Origin of the sequence: Streptococcus sp. KHUD_014 (assembly GCF_051106275.1) — a bacterium.
GTDB lineage: Bacteria > Bacillota > Bacilli > Lactobacillales > Streptococcaceae > Streptococcus.
The window spans coordinates 286715-310507 of sequence record NZ_CP193666.1 but is presented as its reverse complement, the minus strand read 5'-3'; the positions used below and the strand labels follow the sequence as shown (position 1 = coordinate 310507).

The window sequence follows — 23793 nt, the reverse complement described above, 5'->3', positions numbered from 1 at the left end:
TTAAAAAGGGGCAAGAAGTCTCTTCCCGCCCTTATGTCTGTCTTTACAATAGGTGCGCTTCACGCTTGTCAAAACTTTCCTTAGCAAGATCAACCAAACGCTCGATTAGTTCTGGATAGCTAATCCCCATATTGTCCCAAAGCAAGGGATACATAGACCATTGGGTGAAGCCTGGCATGGTATTGAGCTCATTTAGGAAAACTTCTCCCTTATCTGTATAGAAGAAGTCGCAACGCGACAATCCAAGTCCACCGATAGCACGGAAGGCAGTTTCGGCATTCTTGCGCATAACCGATACCACATCATCGCTAATATTAGCTGGGATATCCATGGTAATCTTGTTGTCGATATATTTGGCATCATAGTCATAGAAGGCTACGTCTTTGACAACTTCACCAGGAAGCGTGCTCTTGACATCATAGTTTCCTAAAAGTCCAACCTCGATTTCACGGGCATTTACCCCTTGTTCTACCAAGACACGACTATCGTACTTGAAGGCAAGCTCTAGAGCTTGATGGAGTTCCTCTTTATTTTCAGACTTAGAAATACCAACACTAGAACCCATATTGGATGGTTTGGTAAATACTGGATAGCTTAATTTGTCTTCAACTTCTGCAATCTTAGAAGCCAAATCATCCCCTTCAACAATTGCTACGTAAGGAACTTGGGCAATCCCAGCAGACTCCAAGACACGCTTGGTAGTAATCTTATCCATAGCAAGGCTTGAAGACAAGATATTGCAACCAACGTAAGGCATTTTCAAGACTTCTAAGAAACCTTGAACGGAACCATCTTCTCCCATAGGTCCATGAAGAACTGGAAAAACAACGGCTCCTTCTTCGTAGATAGCACTTGGGGCAATTTTCTTGTCCCAATCGATCGTTTCATTGGTCATGAGACGTTCGTCTTGTCCAGGAGTTTGGGTAAATTCTTGGGTTTTGATAAAATCACCAGACTGGCTGATAAAGAAGGTTTTGACTGCAAAACGGTCATAGTTAACCGCACGCATGACACTCTCAGCTGACAACACAGACACTTCACGCTCTGCACTGCGTCCACCATATAATAGAATAATTGTTTGTTTCATATGATTGTCCTATTTCTACTAGAATACTCGCTTTTTAGTATATCACATTTGTTTATTTTTTTAAACTTGAATAGCACAAAAGAGACTGGATTAAAAATAAATCCAGTCTCTTGATTTCTTAAAGTCTTATCTGCTAACTAATTGCCTGTTCTATATTCTTACAGACTAAAGTTCGGTACGATTTTCAATGGCTCTTAGGAGCGTTACTTCGTCCGCATATTCGATATCAGCTCCGACTGCTAGACCTCGTGCTAGACGAGTAACCTTAATCCCTGCGGGTTTGAGAAGCCGAGAGATGTACATGGAAGTCGCTTCACCATCAGCAGTCGCATTGGTCGCTACGATAACCTCAGAAACTTTGCTATCCATGAGGCGTGTCATGAGACTTTTGAGATTGATATCATCTGGGCTAATCCCATTCATAGGCGAAATGAGACCATGTAGGACATGGTAAAGCCCATGGTATTCCTGGATGTTTTCCATAGCAGCAACATCGCGGCTATCCTCAAGAACTAGAATCGTAGACTGGTCACGGCTAGGATCGGTACAGATAGAACAAGGATCATCATCTGTCAAGCGTCCACAAATAGAGCAATAGGTCAATTCTCGCTTGGCCGCAAGGAGATTTTTTGCAAATTCATTGACGTCATCATCCGACATCCCAATGGTATAAAAGGCCAGTCGGGTTGCTGTCTTAATCCCGATACCCGGAAGTTTAGAATAACTGTCAATCAGCTTAGCTATAGGTGTTGGGTAAAGCATGGCTTCCTTTCTAGTTCATTGGATGGTGTTGGTTGTATAGATTGATAATGTCGCGAGCAATCGAAGGTCCGACTCCGTTAGTTAGGTTGGTGTTATGCGGGAATACTACCGCAACCGCAATCTGCGGATTATCTGTCGGTGCATAGGCCACAGCGTTGGTATTGTTGGCTTTTTGACCACCATTGACGTAACTTTCGGCTGTACCAGTTTTTCCGCTGATAGAGACTGCTGCCCCATTTGAAAAGGCACGACCTGTCGTAAGAGCACTTGTCCCGTGCGATACTTGGTAAAATCCTTGTTGTAAGATAGACATGTCAGACTCAGAAATATTGATCTTATTCATTTCTGTGCTATCCGTTTGCTTAATGAGTTCTCCCAAACCACCTTGCTCGTTGTTGTCGTAGACTCCTTCTACGATATGAGGAGCTAAGCGGACACCATTATTGGCAATAGTTGAAACATACTGAGCTAACTGCATTGGTGTGTAGTTATCGAACTGCCCGAAGGCATTATTTAGATAGTTAGCCAAATCATAGTCTTTAGGGATAAATCCTGTTGACTCATCTGGTAGGTCAATTCCTGTAGAAACTCCCAAACCGTATTCACCAAAAGTTGAACGTAATTTGCCCATAGCAGACTCAAGATTGTTAGTTCCAACTGTCATATTTGGTTGATAGGTCTGACCCATCATTCCTAGCGCAGTTTGGACCATGTAAGCATTGGATGAATACTCCAAGGCCTCAACGGCTGTAATCGGGAAAGAACCACCATAATAAGGGGTATACCAGGAATTGATAGGCGCAGAACCTTGGAAGACGATTGGTTGATCTGTTAAGGTTTGATTTCCTGACAAGACCCCATTTTCCCAACCTGAACTGATGGTAGCTGCCTTAACGACAGATCCTGGTACGAAGACATTGGTGACAGTTCCGAGTGAGTCTGGTGTCAATTCCCCAGTTTCTACATTATGCTTCATCCCTGACATGGCTAATACAGCACCTGTCTTAGGATTGAGGGCTACTGCATAAACACCTTCTGAATATTTAGCTCCACCATTGGCAAGTTCTGAGTTGAAATAATTCTTTAAGAGATTGTCTACGCTATCTTGGAAGGCCAAATCAATGGTTAATTTGATATTTTTCCCCTTGCTACCTTCTTCGATATTTTCTACACTCTCCATGTCTCCGTGCTTATCCAAATGGATTTCCTTGACCGTACGTTTCCCTTGCAAGACCTCTTCGTATTGCTTTTCAAGATAGGAAGTCCCAACACGGTCATTGAGGGAATAACCTTTTTTAAGATAGGCATCTACTTCCTCAGCTGGGAGACCTGACTTTTCACTTGAAACACTTCCTACGATAGAGGCAAGAGAGGTTTCAAGAACCTTGCGATCCCACGAAGTCGAGATGCTAATTCCAGGTAACTCTTTCGATGCAGAGGCAATTTGAGCGACCTGAGTATCACTTAAAGGATCTGTTTGGATATTGCCTGTTGCAAAATTTCCAACTGCATTGAGCTGACTAAAGAGATAGATAGCCTTCTTTTCATCCTCTGTATAATTAGTTTGGCTAGAGCTAACACTCTCAACAGCATTGTTATAAAGGTCCGATTCGGAAAGTTGATTACCATCAGAATCAAAACGCTTATCTTTGGGTAGGGCCTCTACCGTTTTTTTATAAACTGCTGGATCAGCTAGATAATAGTCAGCAATTTGACGTTCCGTTAAATCTGGTGAGGATACCGTTACATAAGTTAAAAGTTTAGTAGAAATATCCTTTAAATCTGCAGCCGTCATCTTATTGCTTCGTGTGAAAGCAACTACTTGTTTAACCGTATTTTCTACCAAAGGTTTTCCAGCTGCATCATAGATTTCTCCACGGGCAGAACCTGTTGTAACCCTAGTTTGGCTAGCAGATGCTAACTTGGCTTCATAGAAATCCTTGTTTACGACCTGCATATAGAGCAAGCGACCAATGATGGTCATGAAGAGCAAAATAACGATCGCAAACAATAAATTAAGCCGAGTCGGTATCGAATGGCTGTTGAATTTTCTCATACAAATCAGTCTCGTTTCTAATCAAAATCTCACTCTTCATTGTACCATAATTTGATGAGAAAATTATGGAAAAAGAAAAGACTTTTCCTTTTTATCCAAAAACAAAGCATCTATGGTATAATAGAAGTAAGCGCTATATTATTTGCTGGATTTTTTATCAATAAAATTTGACAAATAGCTACAAAGGAGTCCCATGAACAAGCAAGACATCTCTACGATTATTGACCTTCACTTTGAAGAAATGACCGATTTAGAGCAAGAGATTGCCCGCTATTTTTTGCAGGCAGATACCATTCATGATGACTTGTCTTCTCAGCAGGTCACGCAAAAACTTCATATTTCTCAGGCGGCTCTCACTCGCTTTGCCAAAAAATGTGGCTTTACGGGCTATCGGGAATTTATTTTCAAATACCAACAACAAAAGGATACCCTTTCCGTTCCACAACAGGATATGAATCCTTTGACTCAAAGAGTCTTGAGAAGCTATACAAATATCCGAGAAATGACTCAAGAATTGATTGATGATGATCAACTAGAGCGCATCGCCCAAATGATTGATCAAGCAGAACGCGTCTATTTTTTCGGTACTGGAAGTTCTGGTCTCGTTGCGCGTGAGATGAAATTACGTTTCATGAGACTAGGTGTCGTTTGTGAAGCTTTAACAGATCCAGATGGATTCGCCTGGACGACCAGTATCATCGATGAAAAATGTTTAGTGTTTGGCTTCTCCCTATCAGGAACCACTCCGTCCATCATTGATAGTCTACTTGACGCTCAAGATATGGGGGCTAAAACCGTTCTCTTTACGAGTATGCCTAGCAAAGAAACCCAAGCCTTTACGGAAACTGTATTGGTAGCCAGTCAAAGTCAAGCTTCTTACATCCAGAGAATCTCTGCCCAACTTCCGATGTTGATTTTAATCGACTTACTCTATGCCTACTTCTTAGAAATTGACCGCGAAAGCAAAGAAAAAATCTTTAATAGCTTTTGGGAAAACAATAAACTAAATGGCTATCGTAGAAATAGAAGAACAAAATAACCCTACATAACCGGACTACTTCCTATTAAGTAGATTATAAAGAAAATAGTACCAATGGTCTTATCACTTCTTAAAAGAGGGATAAGGCCTTATTTTTTTCTTAACAGTCTCCTCAACCCACAATTAGATCTAGTTTTCAAGATCGTCTGTAACAATGAGCACTCCTATTAAATCATGAGACAAGTAGACTCTATAATGTCTATAGTTGCTTTACTAACTGTAGGAATTATGGAGTTTTTTGACAATAGATAAAATAGCTAAACAGTAAAATAGAAAAGCACCACACAAGCTATTAAGCATACAATAGAATTGTCTAATCAAACATCAAGAAGTCACTTGTTTTTGAAACACATATTACAAAAAATCTATATAAAACTCAATTACATTCTCCTTTATGAATTCATTCTAAAATAAGAGGATCCAAGAGATTTATCAAGAATCCAGCTTTATCGCTCTTTGAGCAAGTTGAAATTATCGCCTTCCTTCATATTTCTAAGACTAAGAATATAAGCAATCCCTCGTAATCGATTCACCTATCGTAAGGCAGCTTTATCAAATATCAGCGTTCATTTGCTAAAAAGCAACTCACTTCTAATAAACACTTTCTTTTAGATTTTCCTTCTGTTGTGATTTTATATACAACTCTATCCAATAGAAGATTTTTTGTGCCTAATGAGTAAAAAAAACACCCCGAATCATGATATATCATAGATTCGGGATACTTCATATCTTTTTATGAATCTTGTTACTAACTTTTCTTCTCATAGACTCTCAGCAGAGATTCTATTTTATAACTAGTCGAAAAAAGGGAACACATAGTTCCCCTTTTTCTATGACTTAAAACCGGCTCTGGTCGTCAATCGTGACTTGTTATTTTTAAACAAATAACTTTACTCACTTAAGAAAGATGACTATTTTTCGTCTTCTTTTTTACGACGTCCAAGTGCTGCCAATCCTACAAGTCCTGCAACTACTCCGAGTACAGTTGATCCTGCAGATGTAGTTTCACCAGTATTTGGAAGTTGTCCTTTAGCTGATGTTGGATCTACTGGTTTACCTGGAGTTGGATTCACTGGTTTACCTGGAGTTGGTTCTACAGGCTTACCTGGAGTTGGCTCTACAGGTTTGTCTGGAGTTGGTTCTACAGGCTTGTCTGGAGTTGGCTCTACAGGTTTGTCTGGAGTTGGTTCTACAGGTTTATCTGGAGTTGGCTCTACAGGTTTGTCTGGAGTTGGCTCTACAGGCTTGTCTGGAGTTGGTTCTACAGGCTTGTCTGGAGTTGGCTCTACAGGTTTGTCTGGAGTTGGCTCTACAGGTTTGTCTGGAGTTGGCTCTACAGGCTTGTCTGGAGTTGGCTCTACAGGTTTGTCTGGAGTTGGCTCTACAGGTTTGTCTGGAGTCGGCTCTACAGGTTTGTCTGGAGTTGGCTCTACAGGTTTGTCTGGAGTCGGCTCTTCTTTAAGCTTGTAGATATAAGTTACGTTCTTATCTTGTTCAGCTACTTTACCAGTTGTGGCATCTGATGATGTAAGGTGACCTTGATCATCTACTTCACCTACTGGGTATGTTCCGGCTGGAACCAATACATAAGTCTTACCGTCTTTTTCGATTTCTTTTGGACGGTTGTCTACGACTGTATCGTAAGCTGAATCAACTGGTTCTTTATCCATATCAGTTACAGAAGCTTTAAGCTCATTTCCTTCTGTATCTTTATAGTGTACAAATACACTACCTTTTGGTTGAACTGGTTCTTCTTTAAGCTTGTAGATATAAGTTACGTTCTTATCTTGTTCAGCTACTTTACCAGTTGTGGCATCTGATGATGTAAGGTGACCTTGATCATCTACTTCACCTACTGGGTATGTTCCGGCTGGAACCAATACATAAGTCTTACCGTCTTTTTCGATTTCTTTTGGACGGTTATCTACGACTGTATCGTAAGCTGAATCAACTGGTTCTTTATCCATATCAGTTACAGAAGCTTTAAGCTCATTACCTTCTGTATCTTTATAGTGTACAAATACACTACCTTTTGGTTGAACTGGCTCTTCTTTAAGCTTGTAGATATAAGTTACGTTCTTATCTTGTTCAGCTACTTTACCAGTTGTGGCATCTGATGATGTAAGGTGACCTTGATCATCTACTTCACCTACTGGGTATGTTCCGGCTGGAACCAATACATAAGTCTTACCGTCTTTTTCGATTTCTTTTGGACGGTTGTCTACGACTGTATCGTAAGCTGAATCAACTGGTTCTTTATCCATATCAGTTACAGAAGCTTTAAGCTCATTACCTTCTGTATCTTTATAGTGTACAAATACACTACCTTTTGGTTGAACTGGCTCTTCTTTAAGCTTGTAGATATAAGTTACGTTCTTATCTTGTTCAGCTACTTTACCAGTTGTGGCATCTGATGATGTAAGGTGACCTTGATCATCTACTTCACCTACTGGGTATGTTCCGGCTGGAACCAATACATAAGTCTTACCGTCTTTTTCGATTTCTTTTGGACGGTTGTCTACGACTGTATCGTAAGCTGAATCAACTGGTTCTTTATCCATATCCGTTACAGAAGCTTTAAGCTCATTACCTTCTGTATCTTTATAGTGTACAAATACACTACCTTTTGGTTGAACTGGCTCTTCTTTAAGCTTGTAGATATAAGTTACGTTCTTATCTTGTTCAGCTACTTTACCAGTTGTGGCATCTGATGATGTAAGGTGACCTTGATCATCTACTTCACCTACTGGGTATGTTCCGGCTGGAACCAATACATAAGTCTTACCGTCTTTTTCGATTTCTTTTGGACGGTTGTCTACGACTGTATCGTAAGCTGAATCAACTGGTTCTTTATCCATATCAGTTACAGAAGCTTTAAGCTCATTGCCTTCTGTATCTTTATAGTGTACATAGACACTACCTTTTGGTTGAACTGGCTCTTCTTTAAGCTTGTAGATGTAAGTAACGTTCTTATCTTGTTCAGCTACTTTACCTGTTGTGGCATCTGATGATGTAAGGTGACCTTGATCATCTACTTCACCTACTGGGTATGTTCCAGCTGGAACCAATACATAAGTCTTACCGTCTTTTTCGATTTCTTTTGGACGGTTGTCTACGACTGTATCGTAAGCTGAATCAACTGGTTCTTTATCCATATCAGTTACAGAAGCTTTAAGCTCATTGCCTTCTGTATCTTTATAGTGTACAAATACACTACCTTTTGGTTGAACTGGCTCTTCTTTAAGCTTGTAGATATAAGTTACGTTCTTATCTTGTTCAGCTACTTTACCAGTTGTGGCATCTGATGATGTAAGGTGACCTTGATCATCTACTTCACCTACTGGGTATGTTCCGGCTGGAACCAATACATAAGTCTTACCGTCTTTTTCGATTTCTTTTGGACGGTTGTCTACGACTGTATCGTAAGCTGAATCAACTGGTTCTTTATCCATATCAGTTACAGAAGCTTTAAGCTCATTTCCTTCTGTATCTTTATAGTGTACAAATACACTACCTTTTGGTTGAACTGGTTCTTCTTTAAGCTTGTAGATATAAGTTACGTTCTTATCTTGTTCAGCTACTTTACCAGTTGTGGCATCTGATGATGTAAGGTGACCTTGATCATCTACTTCACCTACTGGGTATGTTCCGGCTGGAACCAATACATAAGTCTTACCGTCTTTTTCGATTTCTTTTGGACGGTTATCTACGACTGTATCGTAAGCTGAATCAACTGGTTCTTTATCCATATCAGTTACAGAAGCTTTAAGCTCGTTGCCTTCTGTATCTTTATAGTGTACAAATACACTACCATTCACTTCTTTATAAACATAAGTGATAGTTGATTTTGGTTTAGTAACCTTACCTGTAACTGGATCAGACTTTTCAAGGTGTCCATTCTCATCAACCTTACCTACTTGATATTCACCTTTTGGTACGATCTTATAGGTCTTACCATCTTCTGCCTTGATGAAGTTAGGTTTTTCGCCTTCCTCAGTTGTGTCATATGGTGAATTTGGTGTATCTTGACGAGGTTTTTGAATCTCTTTACCCTTCTCATCCACATAAGTGATAATAACTTCACCTTTTGGCTTTTCTTTCAACTTGTAGACATAAGTTACATTCTTATCACCTTCGATAACCTTACCAGTTGTGTCATCTGATGATGTGAGGTGTCCTTGGTCATCAACTTCACCTACTGTGTAGTTACCAGCTGGAACCAATTCGTAAGTATTACCTTCGAATTCAATCTCTTGTGGACGGTTGTCTACAACTGTGTCATAGTCTTTGTCTACTGGTTGAGCTTTTTCGTCAGTAACATCTTTCTTGATTGTCTTGCCTTCTGTATCAACGTAGTGTACATAGACATTACCATTCACTTCTTTATAAACATAAGTGATAGTTGATTTTGGTTTAGTAACTTTACCTGTAACTGGGTCTGATGATTCAAGGTGACCATTTTCATCAACTTTACCTACTGGATAGTCACCCTTCGGTACGATCTTATAGGTCTTACCATCTTCTACCTTGATGAAGTTAGGTTTTTCGCCTTCCTCAGTTGTGTCATATGGTGTGTCATATGGTGAATTTGGTGTATCTTGACGAGGTTTTTGAATCTCTTTACCCTTCTCATCCACATAAGTGATAATAACTTCACCTTTTGGCTTTTCTTTCAACTTGTAGACATAAGTTACATTCTTATCACCTTCGATAACCTTACCAGTTGTGTCATCTGATGATGTGAGGTGTCCTTGGTCATCCACTTCACCTACTGTGTAAGTACCAGCTGGAACCAATTCGTAAGTATTACCTTCGAATTCAATCTCTTGTGGACGGTTGTCTACAACTGTGTCATAGTCTTTGTCTACTGGTTGAGCTTTTTCGTCAGTAACATCTTTCTTGATTGTCTTGCCTTCTGTATCAACGTAGTGTACATAGACATTACCATTCACTTCTTTATAAACATAAGTGATAGTTGATTTTGGTTTAGTAACCTTACCTGTAACTGGGTCTGATGATTCAAGGTGACCATTTTCATCGACCTTACCTACTGTATATTCACCTTTTGGTACGATCTTATAGGTCTTACCATCTTCCGCCTTGATGAAGTTAGGTTTTTCGCCTTCCTCAGTTGTGTCATATGGTGTTTCGTATGGTGAGTTTGGTGTATCTTGACGAGGTTTTTGAATCTCTTTACCCTTCTCATCTACATAAGTGATAACAACTTCACCTACTTTAAGTTTGTAGATGTAAGTTACATTCTTATCCTCTTTAGCAACTGCACCTGTTGTTGGGTCTGATGATGTAAGATGTCCTTGGTCATCAACTTCACCTACTGTGTAGTTACCAGCTGGGACTAACTCGTAAGTCTTACCTTCGAATGTAATCTCGTTCGGACGATTATCTACAACTGTATCGTAGGCCTTATTAACTGGTTGATCTTTTTCATCGGTTACATCTGGCTTAATAGTCTTGCCTTCTGTATCTTGATAATGCACGTAAACATTACCTTTAATTTCTGATTTACGGTAATAGTGAGTTACATCGGTAGAAATTTGTTTAACAGAAGGAAGTGAGTAGTTGTTGAAGAATGATGGATAGCCTGAAGCTTTATCTCCTGGTGTATTCCCACCAATGATATTGGAAACGTTGTTTCGAACAGGATCGACATCTGCTGAGAATTGTGGTGAGGCTGTAAAGGCATCCCCTGTAGCTTTATTGTACCAACCACTCAAGCGCACATTCCCATTTCCACTATCAGTATATGTTTGTACACGAAGATGGTATTTCCCATCCTTACTGTCAACATATCCCAGATCCTTTAATGCATCTTTTGTTCCAGCAGGTGTTGGCTTACCTCCTGGTTTAACAGGGTCTGAGGTATACAACAATGTATAGTTATCTAAATTAAGATTATTTACATCAGTTGCCGGGCTATATGATGATACTTTCGAAGGATCTAAAGCATACAATTTAACAACAGATGTACCATCTTTATCTACTTGTTCTACAATACGTTTCACATAGTAGTGAGCGCGCCCACCCTGAAGTTCTAGGTACTTAGCTCCAACACCACCGAGTGATCCAGTCATGTCTTTTTCTGATTGAGTACGGGTAAACTCGTAACCTTCAAATGTTCGCGGATTAGAGGCATGATAAGTTTGACTCTCAATACCCGTTTGAGCGTATGAAGCCAATTCCTCATCTGTACCCTCAACTTTATAGTGAGTTGTATGAGTTACTTTTTCGGTTGGAACAACTGTTTGAACATTTGGCTTTGTGTCCCCAACATTTCCTGGTTTCATTGTGTCACGAATTTGAAGGATATGGTGCTTATATTTGTCATCAGAAGTTGGACCAGCATCACGGTTATTAGTCCATGTCCCTAGGATTTGTGAAGCTTCTCCAGTAGTATAGTCAAATTGAGGTGCATAAGTTGGATTTTCTTGCACCAAGGTCTTAAATTGGTAAGTTGACTTGGCAGTCATATCCAATGTTTCTACTTCTTTACCCGTAGCTTTTTCTACCAAACGGGCATGAACCACTGGAGTAGTTGTTGTTCCTATAGCTGAGCGATCAACTGAGAATGTTACATAGTAACCACCATTGCTGTATGTGAGACCACCTTGATCAGCAGGACCTGCCCAGTTTTGAAGATCCCAGATTGAATAGGTATAGCGTTCTTCATTTGGATCCAATTTATAATTTGGATTGTCCAAGGCTGGATCTTCAATTGAAGCTCCATTTGGTTGATCCATTGGTTCTAATACAGATGGTGCAGTAAGAGTGGTTGATGTTGAAATAGCATCCAATTGTGCAGAGACTGCTGGTGATCCGTTAACAGTAGTGTTTCCTTCAAAACCTGCCACTGTTAAGACTGCCATCAGCTCCTCCACTGACTGGCTCAAACGTGCACGTTGATCTGCATAAGCTTGAGCAGTTGCATTGGCCAAACTAGTGCTCGCAGACAATTCTGATTGAACCTTAGCAACAACTGCATGGATCGCTGCTTTTTGTTCTGTATCTTGATGGTTTGATGCGTATTTTTCAGCGATGTTAATCAACAAAGCTGCTTCAGAAGCATTTTGTTCCAAGATTGCTTTGTCTTCAGACACAGGAGCATCTTCAGCTAGTTCAGATGAAACCACTGTATCTTCTTTTGTTTCAGTAGCAGATTCATTTAGAGTTGCTGATTGGTCCGTAGAACCTTGCTCACTCAATGATTCCGACTCTGATGTAACTGCAGGTGCACTAACCAAAGCTGATGCAGTAGTTGCATCCTTTCCTAGCTCATCTGCATGACCAGTATGTACAAGCGATGTCGCACTGAGAACAGCGGCGGCCACGACGATCCCTTTTAAGAATCCTCGACTTGTCAGTCTCTTTTCTGACACCGCATCTTCATGCACTTCGGCTACAATAGTCTCTTCGACTTGACCACGAATCACTTTTAGAAGCCCAAAGTTCGAAGTAGATGCGCGCAACCAATTCTTACCCGACTTAATTAATTTGAACCGAGTCACTCGATCGGTTTCACGGAATTCACCGTTTGAACGTTTAAAAAACATTGCAGTCTCCTTTTTTTTATTATTATCCACCCCCATTATACATGATTAGTAGACAAAAGCAAGCAATTTGACCTTAAACCACTTAAATACTATAAAAAGGAGAAGTTCGGCATAAAAGCTGTAAAATACTGATTTTTTAAAGTCATGAAAAATTGTAAAAATGGACACTAGTGTACAAGGATAATCACTCTTTTAAACACTTGTCCCATACCGTACCAAGCATAAACGTGAACTGCAAAAAGCGAACTGGATAGAAATAGTAGAAAATGCAATCCAAGCTTTCTCGAATCTGTTATAAAAGCATAAAACATGAATAACTAGCAGTCTATGAATAGTTTATTCACTCTTAAAAGACAGCTACTTGAGTCTATGCCTTCTAAAGATTTACATCCTTGTGAACCTTAGTTACATCACTAAGAAGCAAATGCCTAGCATTCTCAACCTTGTCTAAATTCTAGTTCACTACCGTTGACAAAGAGCCAAAAAAGCGAACAAGACCAGATTCTGTTCACCAGAAAACTAGTTTTGTCCGCTTTTTCTAGTTGAGATTAGCTTCTTGGTCCAATCTCTAAATGTTAGATAGATGTTAGATAGATGTTATAGCAGTTTATCTAAACAATGCTACTATCGCGATAAGTTCTAACAAAATTTAAACTTCCTCAAAAGTACTTTCGAGTCCTAAAGATTTTATTCTTCGTCTTTTTTCTTTCCCATTGCAGCCAGTCCAAGAATCGCTCCAACAGCACCTAAGGTTGCCAGTGTAGCCGTTTCTTTAGTTCCTGTCTCTGGGAGACTATGTTGACGATTTGCAGGCGCTTGATAGCTATTGTCGTGTGAGCTTGCAGGAGCTACAAGAGTCTGTTCATCTTTGTATTCTGGGAGTTCATGGACAGCTGCCTCTGCTCCATTGACACCACCTGTGAACTCTGGGGCTTCTCCACGAATAGCTGCTTCTGCACCATTTACGCCACCAGTAAACTCTGGTACCTCGTTGATAGCCGCTTCTGCGCCATTGACATTACCAGTAAACTCTGGGGCTTCTCCACGAATAGCTGCTTCTGCACCATTTACGCCACCAGTAAACTCTGGTACCTCGTTGATAGCCGCTTCTGCGCCATTGACATTACCAGTAAACTCTGGATCTTCTCCACGAATAGCTGCTTCTGCGCCATTTACGCCACCAGTAAACTCTGGATCTTCTCCACGAACAGCTGCTTCTGCGCCATTGACACCACCTGTGAACTCTGGTACTTCATGAATCGCTGGATCTGTTTTACCTGTTTCAACTTTCTTAGTTCCGACTAGTACAATCTCATCTTGTGGTTCTTCAAGAACTTCGCGAAGTTTTTCAGTACGGCTTCCATCCAATGCTACTTCGGTGATGATACGTTCTTTACCTTCACGACCTACTTGAGACACGCTAGTTTTACCTTCTGGAAGAGTTGGATCTTCTTTCTTCACTGTCTTGAAGCCTCTTGATTCTTCAACTACCTCAAGACTTGGTTGACTAAAGCTCAATTCTTTAACGCCATCAGCTGGCTCAGATGTTCCTTCATAAGTACCAACTTCGATGACACGATCTTGAGCTTCTTCACGTTCAACCTTAACTGTCTTACGTGTATCTCCATCTACTTCTACATAAGTTGCTACTTGACCTGCTTTACCTTCTGAAACAACTTGTTCCTTACCTTTAGCTAGGAAGGCATTCTCACGACGAACTGTATTAAAGGCGATTGGTTCTGTCGTTACTTCAAGGCTTGGTTGCGTTTGAACTAAGACCTTATCTCCTTCAGCTGGAACTGTTGAATGTTTTACTTCCTCTTTCGGAGCAGCTTGAAGTTGGTTAATAGAAGCTAGGGCAGCTTGTAAAGCTTTATCTACTGCATCTTGAGTCTTAGCTTCTTCGATAGCAGCAAGAGCTTGTTCTGCCAACTCAACCAGTTTCTTCTTAGCTTCCTTATCATCACCCAACTCAGCTGTTTTACTTTTAATGGCTTCGGACAAGCTTGCCATAGCTTTATCGTAGTCAAGCTTAGGCTCTTCTGGTTTGCTTGGTACCTCTGGCTGTGTTGGTTCTTCTGGCTTGCTTGGCTCCTCTGGTTGTGCTGGCTCTTCTGGTTTTGGATCCTCTTTCGGAGTTGCTTGAAGTTGATTGATAGCAGCTAGACCCGTTGCCAAAGCCTTATCTACAGCATCCTGAGTCTTAGCGTCTCTGATGGCAGTAAGGGCTTGCTCTCCAAGTTCAACCAGTTTTTCCTGTGCAGCTACATCATTGACAAGTTCAGCAGCTTTTTTCTCGACTGCTGCAGCCAATTCTGCAATCGCTTTATGACGGTCAACTTTAGACTCTTCTGGTTTGCTTGGTTCTTCTGGTTTTGGTTCCTCTTTCGGAGTAGCTTGAAGCTGATTAATACCAGCTAGACCAGTTGCCAAAGCCTTATCTACTGCATCTTGAGTCTTAGCTTCCTGGATAGCAGTAAGAGCTTGTTCGGACAACTCAACTAATTTCTTCTTAGCTTCCTTATCATCGCCAAGTTCTTTAGTCTTTCTTTCAATCGCTTCTGCCAGACTTGCCATAGCCTTGTCGTAGTCGATGGTTGGCTCTTCTGGTTTGCTTGGTTCTTCTGGTTTTGGATCCTCTTTTGGAGTCGCTTGAAGCTGATTAATACCAGCTAGAGCATTTTCCAAAGCCTTATCTACTGCATCCTGAGTCTTAGCTTCCTGGATAGCAGTAAGGGCTTGTTCGGACAACTCAACTAATTTCTTCTTAGCTTCCTTATCATCGCCAAGTTCTTTAGTCTTTCTTTCAATCGCTTCTGCCAGACTTGCCATAGCCTTGTCGTAGTTTGGCTCCTCTGGCTGGTCTGGTGTCGGTGTGTCATCTGAACCGTAGTTGTCTCCCTTATCAAGAATAGCTTGTAAGGTTGTAGCTGTCAGCATCAACTCTTGCGCATCGACAGTGCTTGCTGAAAGTTGTTCTGATAATTTGTCCAAGTTTGACTTGAAGGCTTGACGCGCCTCTGGAGTGTTTTTCAAGGCTGTTTGGTCAAATTTAGCCAATTCATCCTTCCAGTTCTTCATAGCTTGAACTAATTCTTCTTTGGTATAAAGAGCGCTATCTTCACCACGAGTGATGAACTGGTCAACTTGGATACCAATATTTCTAGAGGTATCATTTCGTTTTGGATCCAATTGCAAGGTTACAGCATGCCAACCTTCTTCTAGACCAGTCAAACGAACGAGAGTCTGATCGCCTTGACGTGTAGCTGCTGTACCACTGAAGTACTTCTTGCCATTGACATCAGAGGCATTTCCTTGACCATCTTGATACTCAAGTTCTTTACCATCCAGAGTTACCTTGTAGATACCATGTCCAGGATCAACAAAACCTTTGATTTCAAGACCTGTACCGTAGAAGTAAGCTGTTACGCTAGCATTTTTCTTTTGCTCTTCAGTCAAACGACCAAATGATGCCCAAGACTCAGTGTTTTGATATTTACCAGAAGAATTGGTTTCATGGTGCCAACCTGGGCTATAGTCAAGTTGACTGGCCTGATCATCGTGACTTACTTGATCTTTTTGAAGCAATTCAGCCTTCATTACTCGAACAGTTGCTTCAGTTGCAAATCCAAGCAAGGCATCGTCTGAAGCGCTAGTCATTTTCACTTTAAAGTCAAAGATTGAATCAGCTTGTTCAGTAAAGTCAATTGTCGGAATTGTCAAAGTCTTTTCTGTTTCACCATCTTGGAAGGTCAAATCAGCCGTTGTATCTTTATATACCTTACCGTGAACCCCTGTTCCTGGCTCAGTCACGACATGAACTGTCGCAGCTCCCTTGCTACCACCAACACGTTTGATGGTTACAGTAACTGGTTGGCCTTTTTGAACTTCATAGGTTGTTTCTTTCAACTCAAACATACCTTTACCAGCATTATTGAGCGTGTAGATACCTTCAGTTGCAATAGCTTTGCCAGTTTTGTTAACGAGTTTGATGGTATGTTCACCTGGAGCCAAGTCATCTGTTTCATAAACCATCTGGCTACGTTTACGAGCTGCATTATTGGTTTGTACGTCTGCAACCTTTTGACCATCCACATAAACAGACATTTCACCGTGGTTTGGATCCACTGTAGATACGACATAAGCCTTAGTTCCGTTGAAACGGTAAGTGACGCTTGCATCTTTTTGGTTAGTCCACATAGATGTTCCGCGGATACCTTCAGATTCGTCATACCAAGTTGTATTTGCTTTATCTGCTGTTGTATTTGAATGGTAGTCCAATCCAAGAGGGTAACCATCTGTCTTCTCGATACTGCTTGGTGTCTTATAAACAGAGAAGTTTGTCAAAATAGGTGTTGCTTGCGCACCAGTAATAGTCACACGAATCTTTTGTGCTTCTACTGGTTGACCTTGGATAAGGCGACGATAACCAACAGTTGAGCCTTCACCGTATGGTACCCAACGGCCATTGAGTTCAACTTCAACCTTGAATCCAGAGATACGCTGACCTTTAGCGATATCTTCTTTGAGTTCAATCACGTCAAAGCGTCTCTTTTGACCAAGATCGACAGTAAATTCACCTGTCTTAGCATCATTTGCTAATGCCCAGCTAGTATCATCCTTACCATCTGTTAGGTGGCTTGCTTGATACAAGTGATTCTTACGAGTAGAGCTTGCAGTTACAGTTGCACCCTTAGCAAAGTCAGTCGCATACATTTGATCCAAGGTTGCTCGGAATTCTTTCAAGCGAGCCACGTCTGCATCTGCGAATTTACCTTCTTTATTAGGTGGAATATTGAGAAGAAGCGGCGTTCCACGACCAACAGACTTGAAGTAGATATCCATCAAATCTTTGATTGATTTTGGTTGTTGATTGTCATGGTAGAACCAACCTGAACGGATAGAAACGTCTGCTTCACCTACAGAGTACATATCACCATCTGGATCCCCGTGGTTGAGATATTCATTCTTCACATCGTCAGTGATTTTAGCTTTCTTGACTTTATGCCAAACTGGATCTCCGGCGATACCACGTTCATTACCAATCCAACGGACGCTTGTCGGTTGAGCTGAGAAGATAGCGATATCTCCTTCAGCTTCCTTGATGTACTTGAACCACTCATCAAAGGTGTAAGTTACTTTTTGAGCTCCGCTACCACGCGCACCGTCCATCCATACTTCGATAAATTTACCTTTGTTTCCGTATTTAGGATTTCCAAGGATTTCCTTGAGTTGGTTGAGGTAGTATTCGTTGTACTCTTTTTCAGTTGCAACATGATATTTAGGATGGTTTGCATCCCATGGTGATAAGTAAACACCCATATTCATGTCATACTTAGTTGCTGATTTAGAGATTTCTTCGAGAAGGTCTCCCTTACCATCTTTCCATGGACTAGCAGCGACAGTATGTTTTGTGTACTTAGATGGGTAAATTACAAATCCATCATGGTGTTTTACAACCATAATGGTTCGTTTGAAGCCAGCATCCTTCAAAGTCTTAATCCACTGGTCTGTATCAAGGTTAGTTGGGTTAAAGTTTTGAGGATTTTCTCTACCATTCCCCCACTCAGAGTTGGTATAAGTATTCATACCATAGTGAATGAAGGCTGCCAATTCTTCCTTGTGGTAGTCCAATTGAGCCTTGCTTGGAAGTGGTCCGTAAGCAGCAATTTCTGTTTCTTCATCTTTTGAATCAACGACTGGAGTGACTGGTGTTACTGGTTTTGGATCTTCAATCTTTTCGTATTCAAAAATAACTTGGTTCACTCCTTTGTGTTGGATGGTAGCCTCTTGACTTGCATTTACTGCACGATATCCTGCAATTTCTTTGGCTTGGAATCTATGGACAAAGGAAACATCGTATTCTTTACCTTCGTTGTTGTCAACAGTTGCAGGTGCCAATTCTTGATCTGTACCTTTCAAGCGGTAACGAATGTCGAAGGAACCTTTATTGACCTTATAAACAACCTTGATGACGCGAGTTCCTGCAGGAGCCTTGCTCACAACGCTATAATCATCTCCCCAAGCATCTTTTAATTGCTTGTTGACAGCTTTGCCATCAATTGAGACAATCTCATATTTGTCTTTGTTCTTCTTGTAGAAGTCAGTCTTCTCAATTTCTGTTTTATAGTTATAGTCAAATTGAGCTCCAACTTCTGTCTTTTCAACAAAAGTATCGTTTTCTTTGACTGGATTATCTTTCTGGTCTACGTGTTCGATAACAACTCGTCCATATTCAACACCTTCAAGGAGAGTTGCTACACCACTTTCATCGAATGAATATTTGTTTTCACCAATTACAGCCGTCTCATTTCTGAGCATTTTCCCTTCTGGAGTGAAATAATAACGGCTACCATTATCGCCTTGATACCAGCCTTTAACACCGTATTTATCAATGATTTCTTTGACCCATGCCAATTGTTCTGGTGAGAGGACAAGCCCTCCTCCAAAACGATCTTTTTCAGCAATGTTCATATTATCAACCGTACCACGTTGATGGATTCCGATAACTTTCCCATCTCCGTTGATGATACCACCACCAGAAAGACCTGATACAGAAGTCAAACGATAAGTGACACCAAAAGTTCCCTTATCATCATATTTTTCAGTACCTTTAACGACACCGTCAGCCTTATACAATTGACCAGGTACGATTGGTTCTTTCAATTCTGGAGAAGTAGAATCTGTTGGGTAGCCGATCGTGCTAACTGGCTCACCAGGGTTATAGGTACGGTATTCAGCTAAAGGAGTAAAGGTTGCAGCCTTATTTGGGCTTGCAATCTGTACTGGAACTGGTGCAACAACCAAGGCTAGGTCATTTTTGTACCCTTCACCAAACTTCTCTTTATTCCAGAAATGGATGTCCTTTTCTTGGAACAAAACAGTTTTTCCTGAAGTTGGTAAAGAATTATTCTTAGCAGAATTTGAACCTACATTGTAATAGAACTTAGCAGTATCACCACCTAAGATATTACCAGCATTGGTTTCGGCATCCTTCTTTAAGAAATTGTGAGCCACTGTCAACATGATGTTTGGAGCAACAAAGATACCAGAACCTGAATTGAGGTAACGCTGAGTTCCACCACCTGCTAGAGGTGAACTGAAAATTGTATAAACCATCGCTGCTGATGTAGCCGGTTGACCTTCATAATTGATATGCTTAAGGTCTTGTCCGCCATTGATAATGGCTCTATTTTCTTTTTCACCTTCAGATGGAGCCACTTCTGTAGGTTTCAAAATGCTCTTAGCCTCTACTTGTGGACTTTCTTTCTCTGAAACAATGGCTGAAGTATCCATTTTTTTCACTGGCGTATCAGGATAAGCACGGTCAGGAATTTCTTCAGGGAGTAAATCACCTGCTTCTTCTACTGCATTTTCTACGAGAGGAGCTGATTTTTCAGCTACTTCTTTGGCAACTTCTGGAGTTTCCTTGCTTGTATCTGCCACTTCTTTTGCTTGACTATCTACTTCAAGTTTTGGTTCTGTCACAAGTTCACTAGCCGCAACATTCCCAGAAGCAAAAAAAGCAAGACCAACTGCGACAGAAGCAACACCAACAGTCAGTTTACGAATACTAAATATTCTACCTTTTTCTAAAAAATATTGTTTCATCAAATACTCCTACTATTCTAGAGCAGTCAGCTACTGCCCAAGCCCAGCTTCAGCTGGCGACATTTTTTGTTTGATTCCCTAGCTTAAAACTCTGCTCCTAAGATATTTATTTTTGGGTAAGTTCTTTTAGAGAAATCGCTTACATTTTTTGAAAATAAAATAAGACTCAAACTAGCAAAAATTTTACCTAGAGTTTCTGCAGTATAATAAATATACTATATTATCTTGAAAAATGCAAGGGCTTTCAAAGTTTTAACTAGATTTTTACTGAATGTTTTTGCCACTATTTACCACTAAAAAATCCTAAAGTGGCAAGGCCAGCTTAGGATTGTTTTGTTTTGAAGTGATAGTATGCACCAAACATACCTGCAGTATTTTGATGATGCGCAAATTCTAATCTTGTTTTTTCCGCTAGACTTGGAACAAGCGCATTTTTTAGAGCTTTACGAATTTTTGGTTTCAAAATCGCTTCCTGCCCCATAATACCACCACCTAGTATAACAACCTCAGGATTGGCAACATAACAAATGTTAGCAAGACCTTTCCCAAGATAGTCTACCATACGGTCAATTCCCTCCATACAGAGTTTATTGCCTTCTGTAGCTTCTTTGAAAATTCTACGACCATTCCAATGAGCCACTTCCTCATCATGAGCCTTGGCTACATACTCAACCAAGGCAGTTGTAGAAGCTAGATCTTGGAAGTCTCCATCTTGCATGTGCATGTAGCCAACTTCACAGGCAGAATTACTAAATCCATGGAAAATCTGGCCATCAATGATTAAACAACCGCCGATGCCCGTTCCGATGGTCAAACATAAAGTAATTCCTGCTCCTTTTCCTGAACCAGAGACTGCTTCCGCTAGACCCGCACAGTTGACATCATTTTCAATCTCACAAGGAATTCCAAAGCTTCCTTCAATTTCCTTTTTAAATTGAGTTCCTGCATAGTTTGGAATCTGTGGACCTGCATAGAAAATCTCACCCTTATCAGGATCAACCATTCCCGCAGAGGAAATGGCGACACCTGACACTGGTCCTTTTTCTAGATAGCTAGCGACGATATCTTTTGTTTTTTGTAAAATGTGGGGACCACCCTTATGCGCCTCAGTCGCTACTTCGTGAGACTCTACAAGTTGTCCATCCTGATCAATTAAACCATATTTGATATTAGTTCCACCAATATCAATTGCAATGTAATTAGTCATAAAGCCTCCTATTGATTAGAGGAAACGCTCCTTAGTTTCACGAATCAATGCCGCAGCTGCTTCTACAACTGGACGATCTTCTTCGGTCACTGGTGTAAGTGGAGAACGAACTGATCCGATATTAAGTCCTTCATTGATTTTCAAGACTTCTTTGATAACGCCGTACATATTTCCATGAGCTGCAGTTAATTTACCGATGATAGCGTTGATAGCATATTGCAATTCACGCGCTGTTTCTAGGTCTTTATCTGCAATCAATTGGTTGAGTTTCAAGAAAAGTTCTGGCATAGCACCATAAGTACCACCGATACCAGCTTTTGCTCCCATGAGACGTCCACCTAAGAATTGTTCGTCTGGACCATTAAAGACGATATGATCATCACCACCAAGACTAACAAAAGTTTGGATATCTTGAACTGGCATTGAAGAATTTTTAACACCAATAACACGTGGGTTTTTCAACATTTCTGTGTAGAGGCTTGGAGTCAAAGCAACACCTGCCAATTGAGGAATGTTGTAAATAACATAGTCTGTGTTTGGTGCTGCAGCACTAATGTCGTTCCAGTATTTTGCTACTGAGTACTCAGGCAAGCGGAAGTAAATTGGTGGGATTGTTGCAATGGCATCTACTCCCAAGCTCTCTGCATGGCGAGCAAGTTCAATACTATCTTTAGTATTGTTGCAAGCTACGTGAGCGATGATTGTCAATTTACCTTTGGCAACTGCCATGACTTCTTCCAAGATCAATTTGCGATCTTCTACGCTTTGGTAGATACACTCACCTGAAGAACCATTGACATAAAGCCCTTGAACACCTTTATCAATAAAGTATTGAACCAAAGCACGAGTACGTTCTGGGCTAACTTCACCAGCATCATCGTAACAGGCGTAGAAGGCAGGAATGACACCTTCATATTTTTTTAAATCTGACATAGATTTCTCCTAATATTTTTTTATTTTCTGCTCTGGGCAGATTACTTCTTTACTGTTTTAGTATACACCTTGCAAAAACCGCTTTCAATACATTCTGATCACTTAGATTTTAATTTCTAGTTATTGTTTGAATATTTCCTCAATTGAAAGTAGTTTCATCTCACTTTCATTCTGATTGGTATTTGGCAAATAATTTTTCAATCAATCCCGTTTGCCAAAAGGCAAGGAGGCCAAAGCCAAATAGTAGAAAGGCAGATCCACCCAGTACTAGAGTAAAGCCCGATACATAAAGAACCATTACGATTAAAAAGAGGATTGCAAGCATCAAGAAGAACCAAGGGAAGTTGAAACTCACTAAGAGTAAGCCCTTTTGAAGCACTTCTTTCCAAGTTAATTCGTAACGCGCTGCGATAGGATAACTTGCTAACATCACTAATGTCAAAAAGATTAAGATCCCTAGACAGATAGCTTTCAGCACCTGAAAAGCTAGACCTGCTTGTCCCCAAAATAGATATAAATCAAGCAAGCTAATTAAAACAATTCCCAATTCCAACAAACCTAGTTGAAGCCCCAATCTCAAGTTTTGCTTAAAGGCTCTAATATAGATTTTAAATACGGGCACCCTTCGACTTTTCTTGATTTCGAACATAGTCTGATAAAGACTAATCTTAGCTACTCCGATGGTCACAATAGGCAAACAAGACACAACAAAGAGTAGATTCGCAGTCACGATATCCAAAACCTTCTCACTAAAACGCATGAGAACATTATCCGTATCAAATGCTGCCTTGAGTAATCCAGATCCTTTCTGTGCCATTGTTTGCTCCTCCTAACTTACTAATCAATTAAAATTTTAAACAAATGTTTGCGAACTTTGTCTTCCATGCCAGCATAACCATTTGGCTGATGAGGCTCCCCTGGGAAGAAAATCGCAAAGTTGTGATAACCCAATAAAAGTGGGTATTGTTCATGACAGTGGACGAAGCCGATATCACTTGCCTCGTCAAAAGCTACTGCCTCGTCTTTAACACGAGAACCATAGCTTGAATACTCATGACCTTCTACCAACAAATGCAAGTCTGCATAGTTTTTATGATGCTCAAAACGATCATTTTCTTCTTGGTTAAGGACATTTTCTTGTACAACTAGAAAAACCTTATCTCCGTCAATCTCATATTTCCCAAGTTCAAAAGACTCTTTTCGATGCTCGTAGAGATAATCAATGGCCTTATCTAGATTTGGATGAATCCCTTTATAAAAGGTGATATTTTTTAAATCATCAAAAATCATAGTAATTTCCTTTACCTGATTGTTAGCTTCAGACATAAAATGTCTAGCCAGTAAGTTTATAAGTGTCTAACAAAACTTCACGAAGCAACTGCATCCCCTCCATCTTGTAGACACTTATAATCCTATATTGTATTTCGATAGATAGATCTTCCTATCCTCAATGAAAATCGAGGAACAAACTAGAAAGCAAACCGCAGGCTGCTCAAAACACAGTTTTGAGGTTGTAGATAGGACTGACGA

General features: G+C 40.4%; 10 protein-coding genes. 1 reads left to right on the top strand and 9 read right to left on the bottom strand.

Features of this window, described 5'->3' with window-relative positions; translation table 11 throughout:
- Positions 1-43 precede the first annotated feature (43 nt).
- The 3 genes from ACORHT_RS01600 to pbp2b all read right to left on the bottom strand — a co-directional run bounded on the left by ACORHT_RS01600 (position 44) and on the right by pbp2b (position 3905).
- Complete coding sequence (locus ACORHT_RS01600; RefSeq protein ID WP_434350367.1) at positions 44-1087, bottom strand: D-alanine--D-alanine ligase; 1044 nt, start codon at positions 1085-1087, stop codon at positions 44-46.
- A 165-nt stretch (positions 1088-1252) separates the two neighbouring features.
- The gene (gene recR / locus ACORHT_RS01595; RefSeq protein WP_414266641.1) at positions 1253-1849 is read right to left on the bottom strand and encodes a recombination mediator RecR; all 597 of its coding nucleotides are present in this window, start codon (positions 1847-1849) and stop codon (positions 1253-1255) included.
- 10 nt (positions 1850-1859) lie between these two features.
- Complete coding sequence (pbp2b, locus tag ACORHT_RS01590) at positions 1860-3905, bottom strand: penicillin-binding protein PBP2B (protein ID WP_434350366.1); 2046 nt, start codon at positions 3903-3905, stop codon at positions 1860-1862.
- A 193-nt stretch (positions 3906-4098) separates the two neighbouring features.
- Here pbp2b and ACORHT_RS01585 point away from each other — a divergent pair, with 193 nt between their 5' ends.
- Positions 4099-4944: a MurR/RpiR family transcriptional regulator gene (locus ACORHT_RS01585; protein ID WP_434350365.1), complete on the top strand. Its 846-nt coding sequence runs from the start codon at positions 4099-4101 to the stop codon at positions 4942-4944.
- Between the two features lie 911 nt (positions 4945-5855).
- On the opposite strand, the gene ACORHT_RS01580 is transcribed toward ACORHT_RS01585, so the two are convergent.
- The 6 genes from ACORHT_RS01580 to ACORHT_RS01555 form a co-directional block, all read right to left on the bottom strand.
- On the bottom strand, positions 5856-12512 hold the full coding sequence (locus ACORHT_RS01580) for an accessory Sec-dependent serine-rich glycoprotein adhesin (protein ID WP_434350364.1): 6657 nt from the start codon (positions 12510-12512) through the stop codon (positions 5856-5858).
- Between the two features lie 687 nt (positions 12513-13199).
- Positions 13200-20123 (bottom strand): SIALI-17 repeat-containing surface protein, encoded by a 6924-nt coding sequence (locus ACORHT_RS01575; protein ID WP_434350363.1) that lies wholly within the window; start codon positions 20121-20123, stop codon positions 13200-13202.
- A gap of 322 nt (positions 20124-20445) precedes the next feature.
- Complete coding sequence (locus ACORHT_RS01570) at positions 20446-21330, bottom strand: ROK family protein (RefSeq protein ID WP_434350362.1); 885 nt, start codon at positions 21328-21330, stop codon at positions 20446-20448.
- Between the two features lie 15 nt (positions 21331-21345).
- Positions 21346-22263 carry a dihydrodipicolinate synthase family protein gene (locus ACORHT_RS01565; protein WP_049529758.1) on the bottom strand — a complete coding sequence of 306 codons (918 nt, stop codon included), beginning with the start codon at positions 22261-22263 and terminating at the stop codon, positions 21346-21348.
- A gap of 166 nt (positions 22264-22429) precedes the next feature.
- On the bottom strand, positions 22430-23080 hold the full coding sequence (locus ACORHT_RS01560; RefSeq protein WP_434350361.1) for a YesL family protein: 651 nt from the start codon (positions 23078-23080) through the stop codon (positions 22430-22432).
- 20 nt (positions 23081-23100) lie between these two features.
- On the bottom strand, positions 23101-23553 hold the full coding sequence (locus ACORHT_RS01555) for a YhcH/YjgK/YiaL family protein (protein WP_075229736.1): 453 nt from the start codon (positions 23551-23553) through the stop codon (positions 23101-23103).
- Positions 23554-23793: the final 240 nt, after the last annotated feature.

Coding starts and splice junctions, on each gene's coding strand:
- ACORHT_RS01575 (WP_434350363.1), bottom strand. CDS start 20,123: ATGAAACAATATTTTTTAGAAAAAGGTAGAATATTTAGTATTCGTAAA.
- ACORHT_RS01555 (WP_075229736.1), bottom strand. CDS start 23,553: ATGATTTTTGATGATTTAAAAAATATCACCTTTTATAAAGGGATTCAT.
- ACORHT_RS01600 (WP_434350367.1), bottom strand. CDS start 1,087: ATGAAACAAACAATTATTCTATTATATGGTGGACGCAGTGCAGAGCGT.
- ACORHT_RS01560 (WP_434350361.1), bottom strand. CDS start 23,080: ATGGCACAGAAAGGATCTGGATTACTCAAGGCAGCATTTGATACGGAT.
- ACORHT_RS01580 (WP_434350364.1), bottom strand. CDS start 12,512: ATGTTTTTTAAACGTTCAAACGGTGAATTCCGTGAAACCGATCGAGTG.
- ACORHT_RS01585 (WP_434350365.1), top strand. CDS start 4,099: ATGAACAAGCAAGACATCTCTACGATTATTGACCTTCACTTTGAAGAA.
- ACORHT_RS01565 (WP_049529758.1), bottom strand. CDS start 22,263: ATGTCAGATTTAAAAAAATATGAAGGTGTCATTCCTGCCTTCTACGCC.
- pbp2b (WP_434350366.1), bottom strand. CDS start 3,905: ATGAGAAAATTCAACAGCCATTCGATACCGACTCGGCTTAATTTATTG.
- recR (WP_414266641.1), bottom strand. CDS start 1,849: ATGCTTTACCCAACACCTATAGCTAAGCTGATTGACAGTTATTCTAAA.
- ACORHT_RS01570 (WP_434350362.1), bottom strand. CDS start 21,330: ATGACTAATTACATTGCAATTGATATTGGTGGAACTAATATCAAATAT.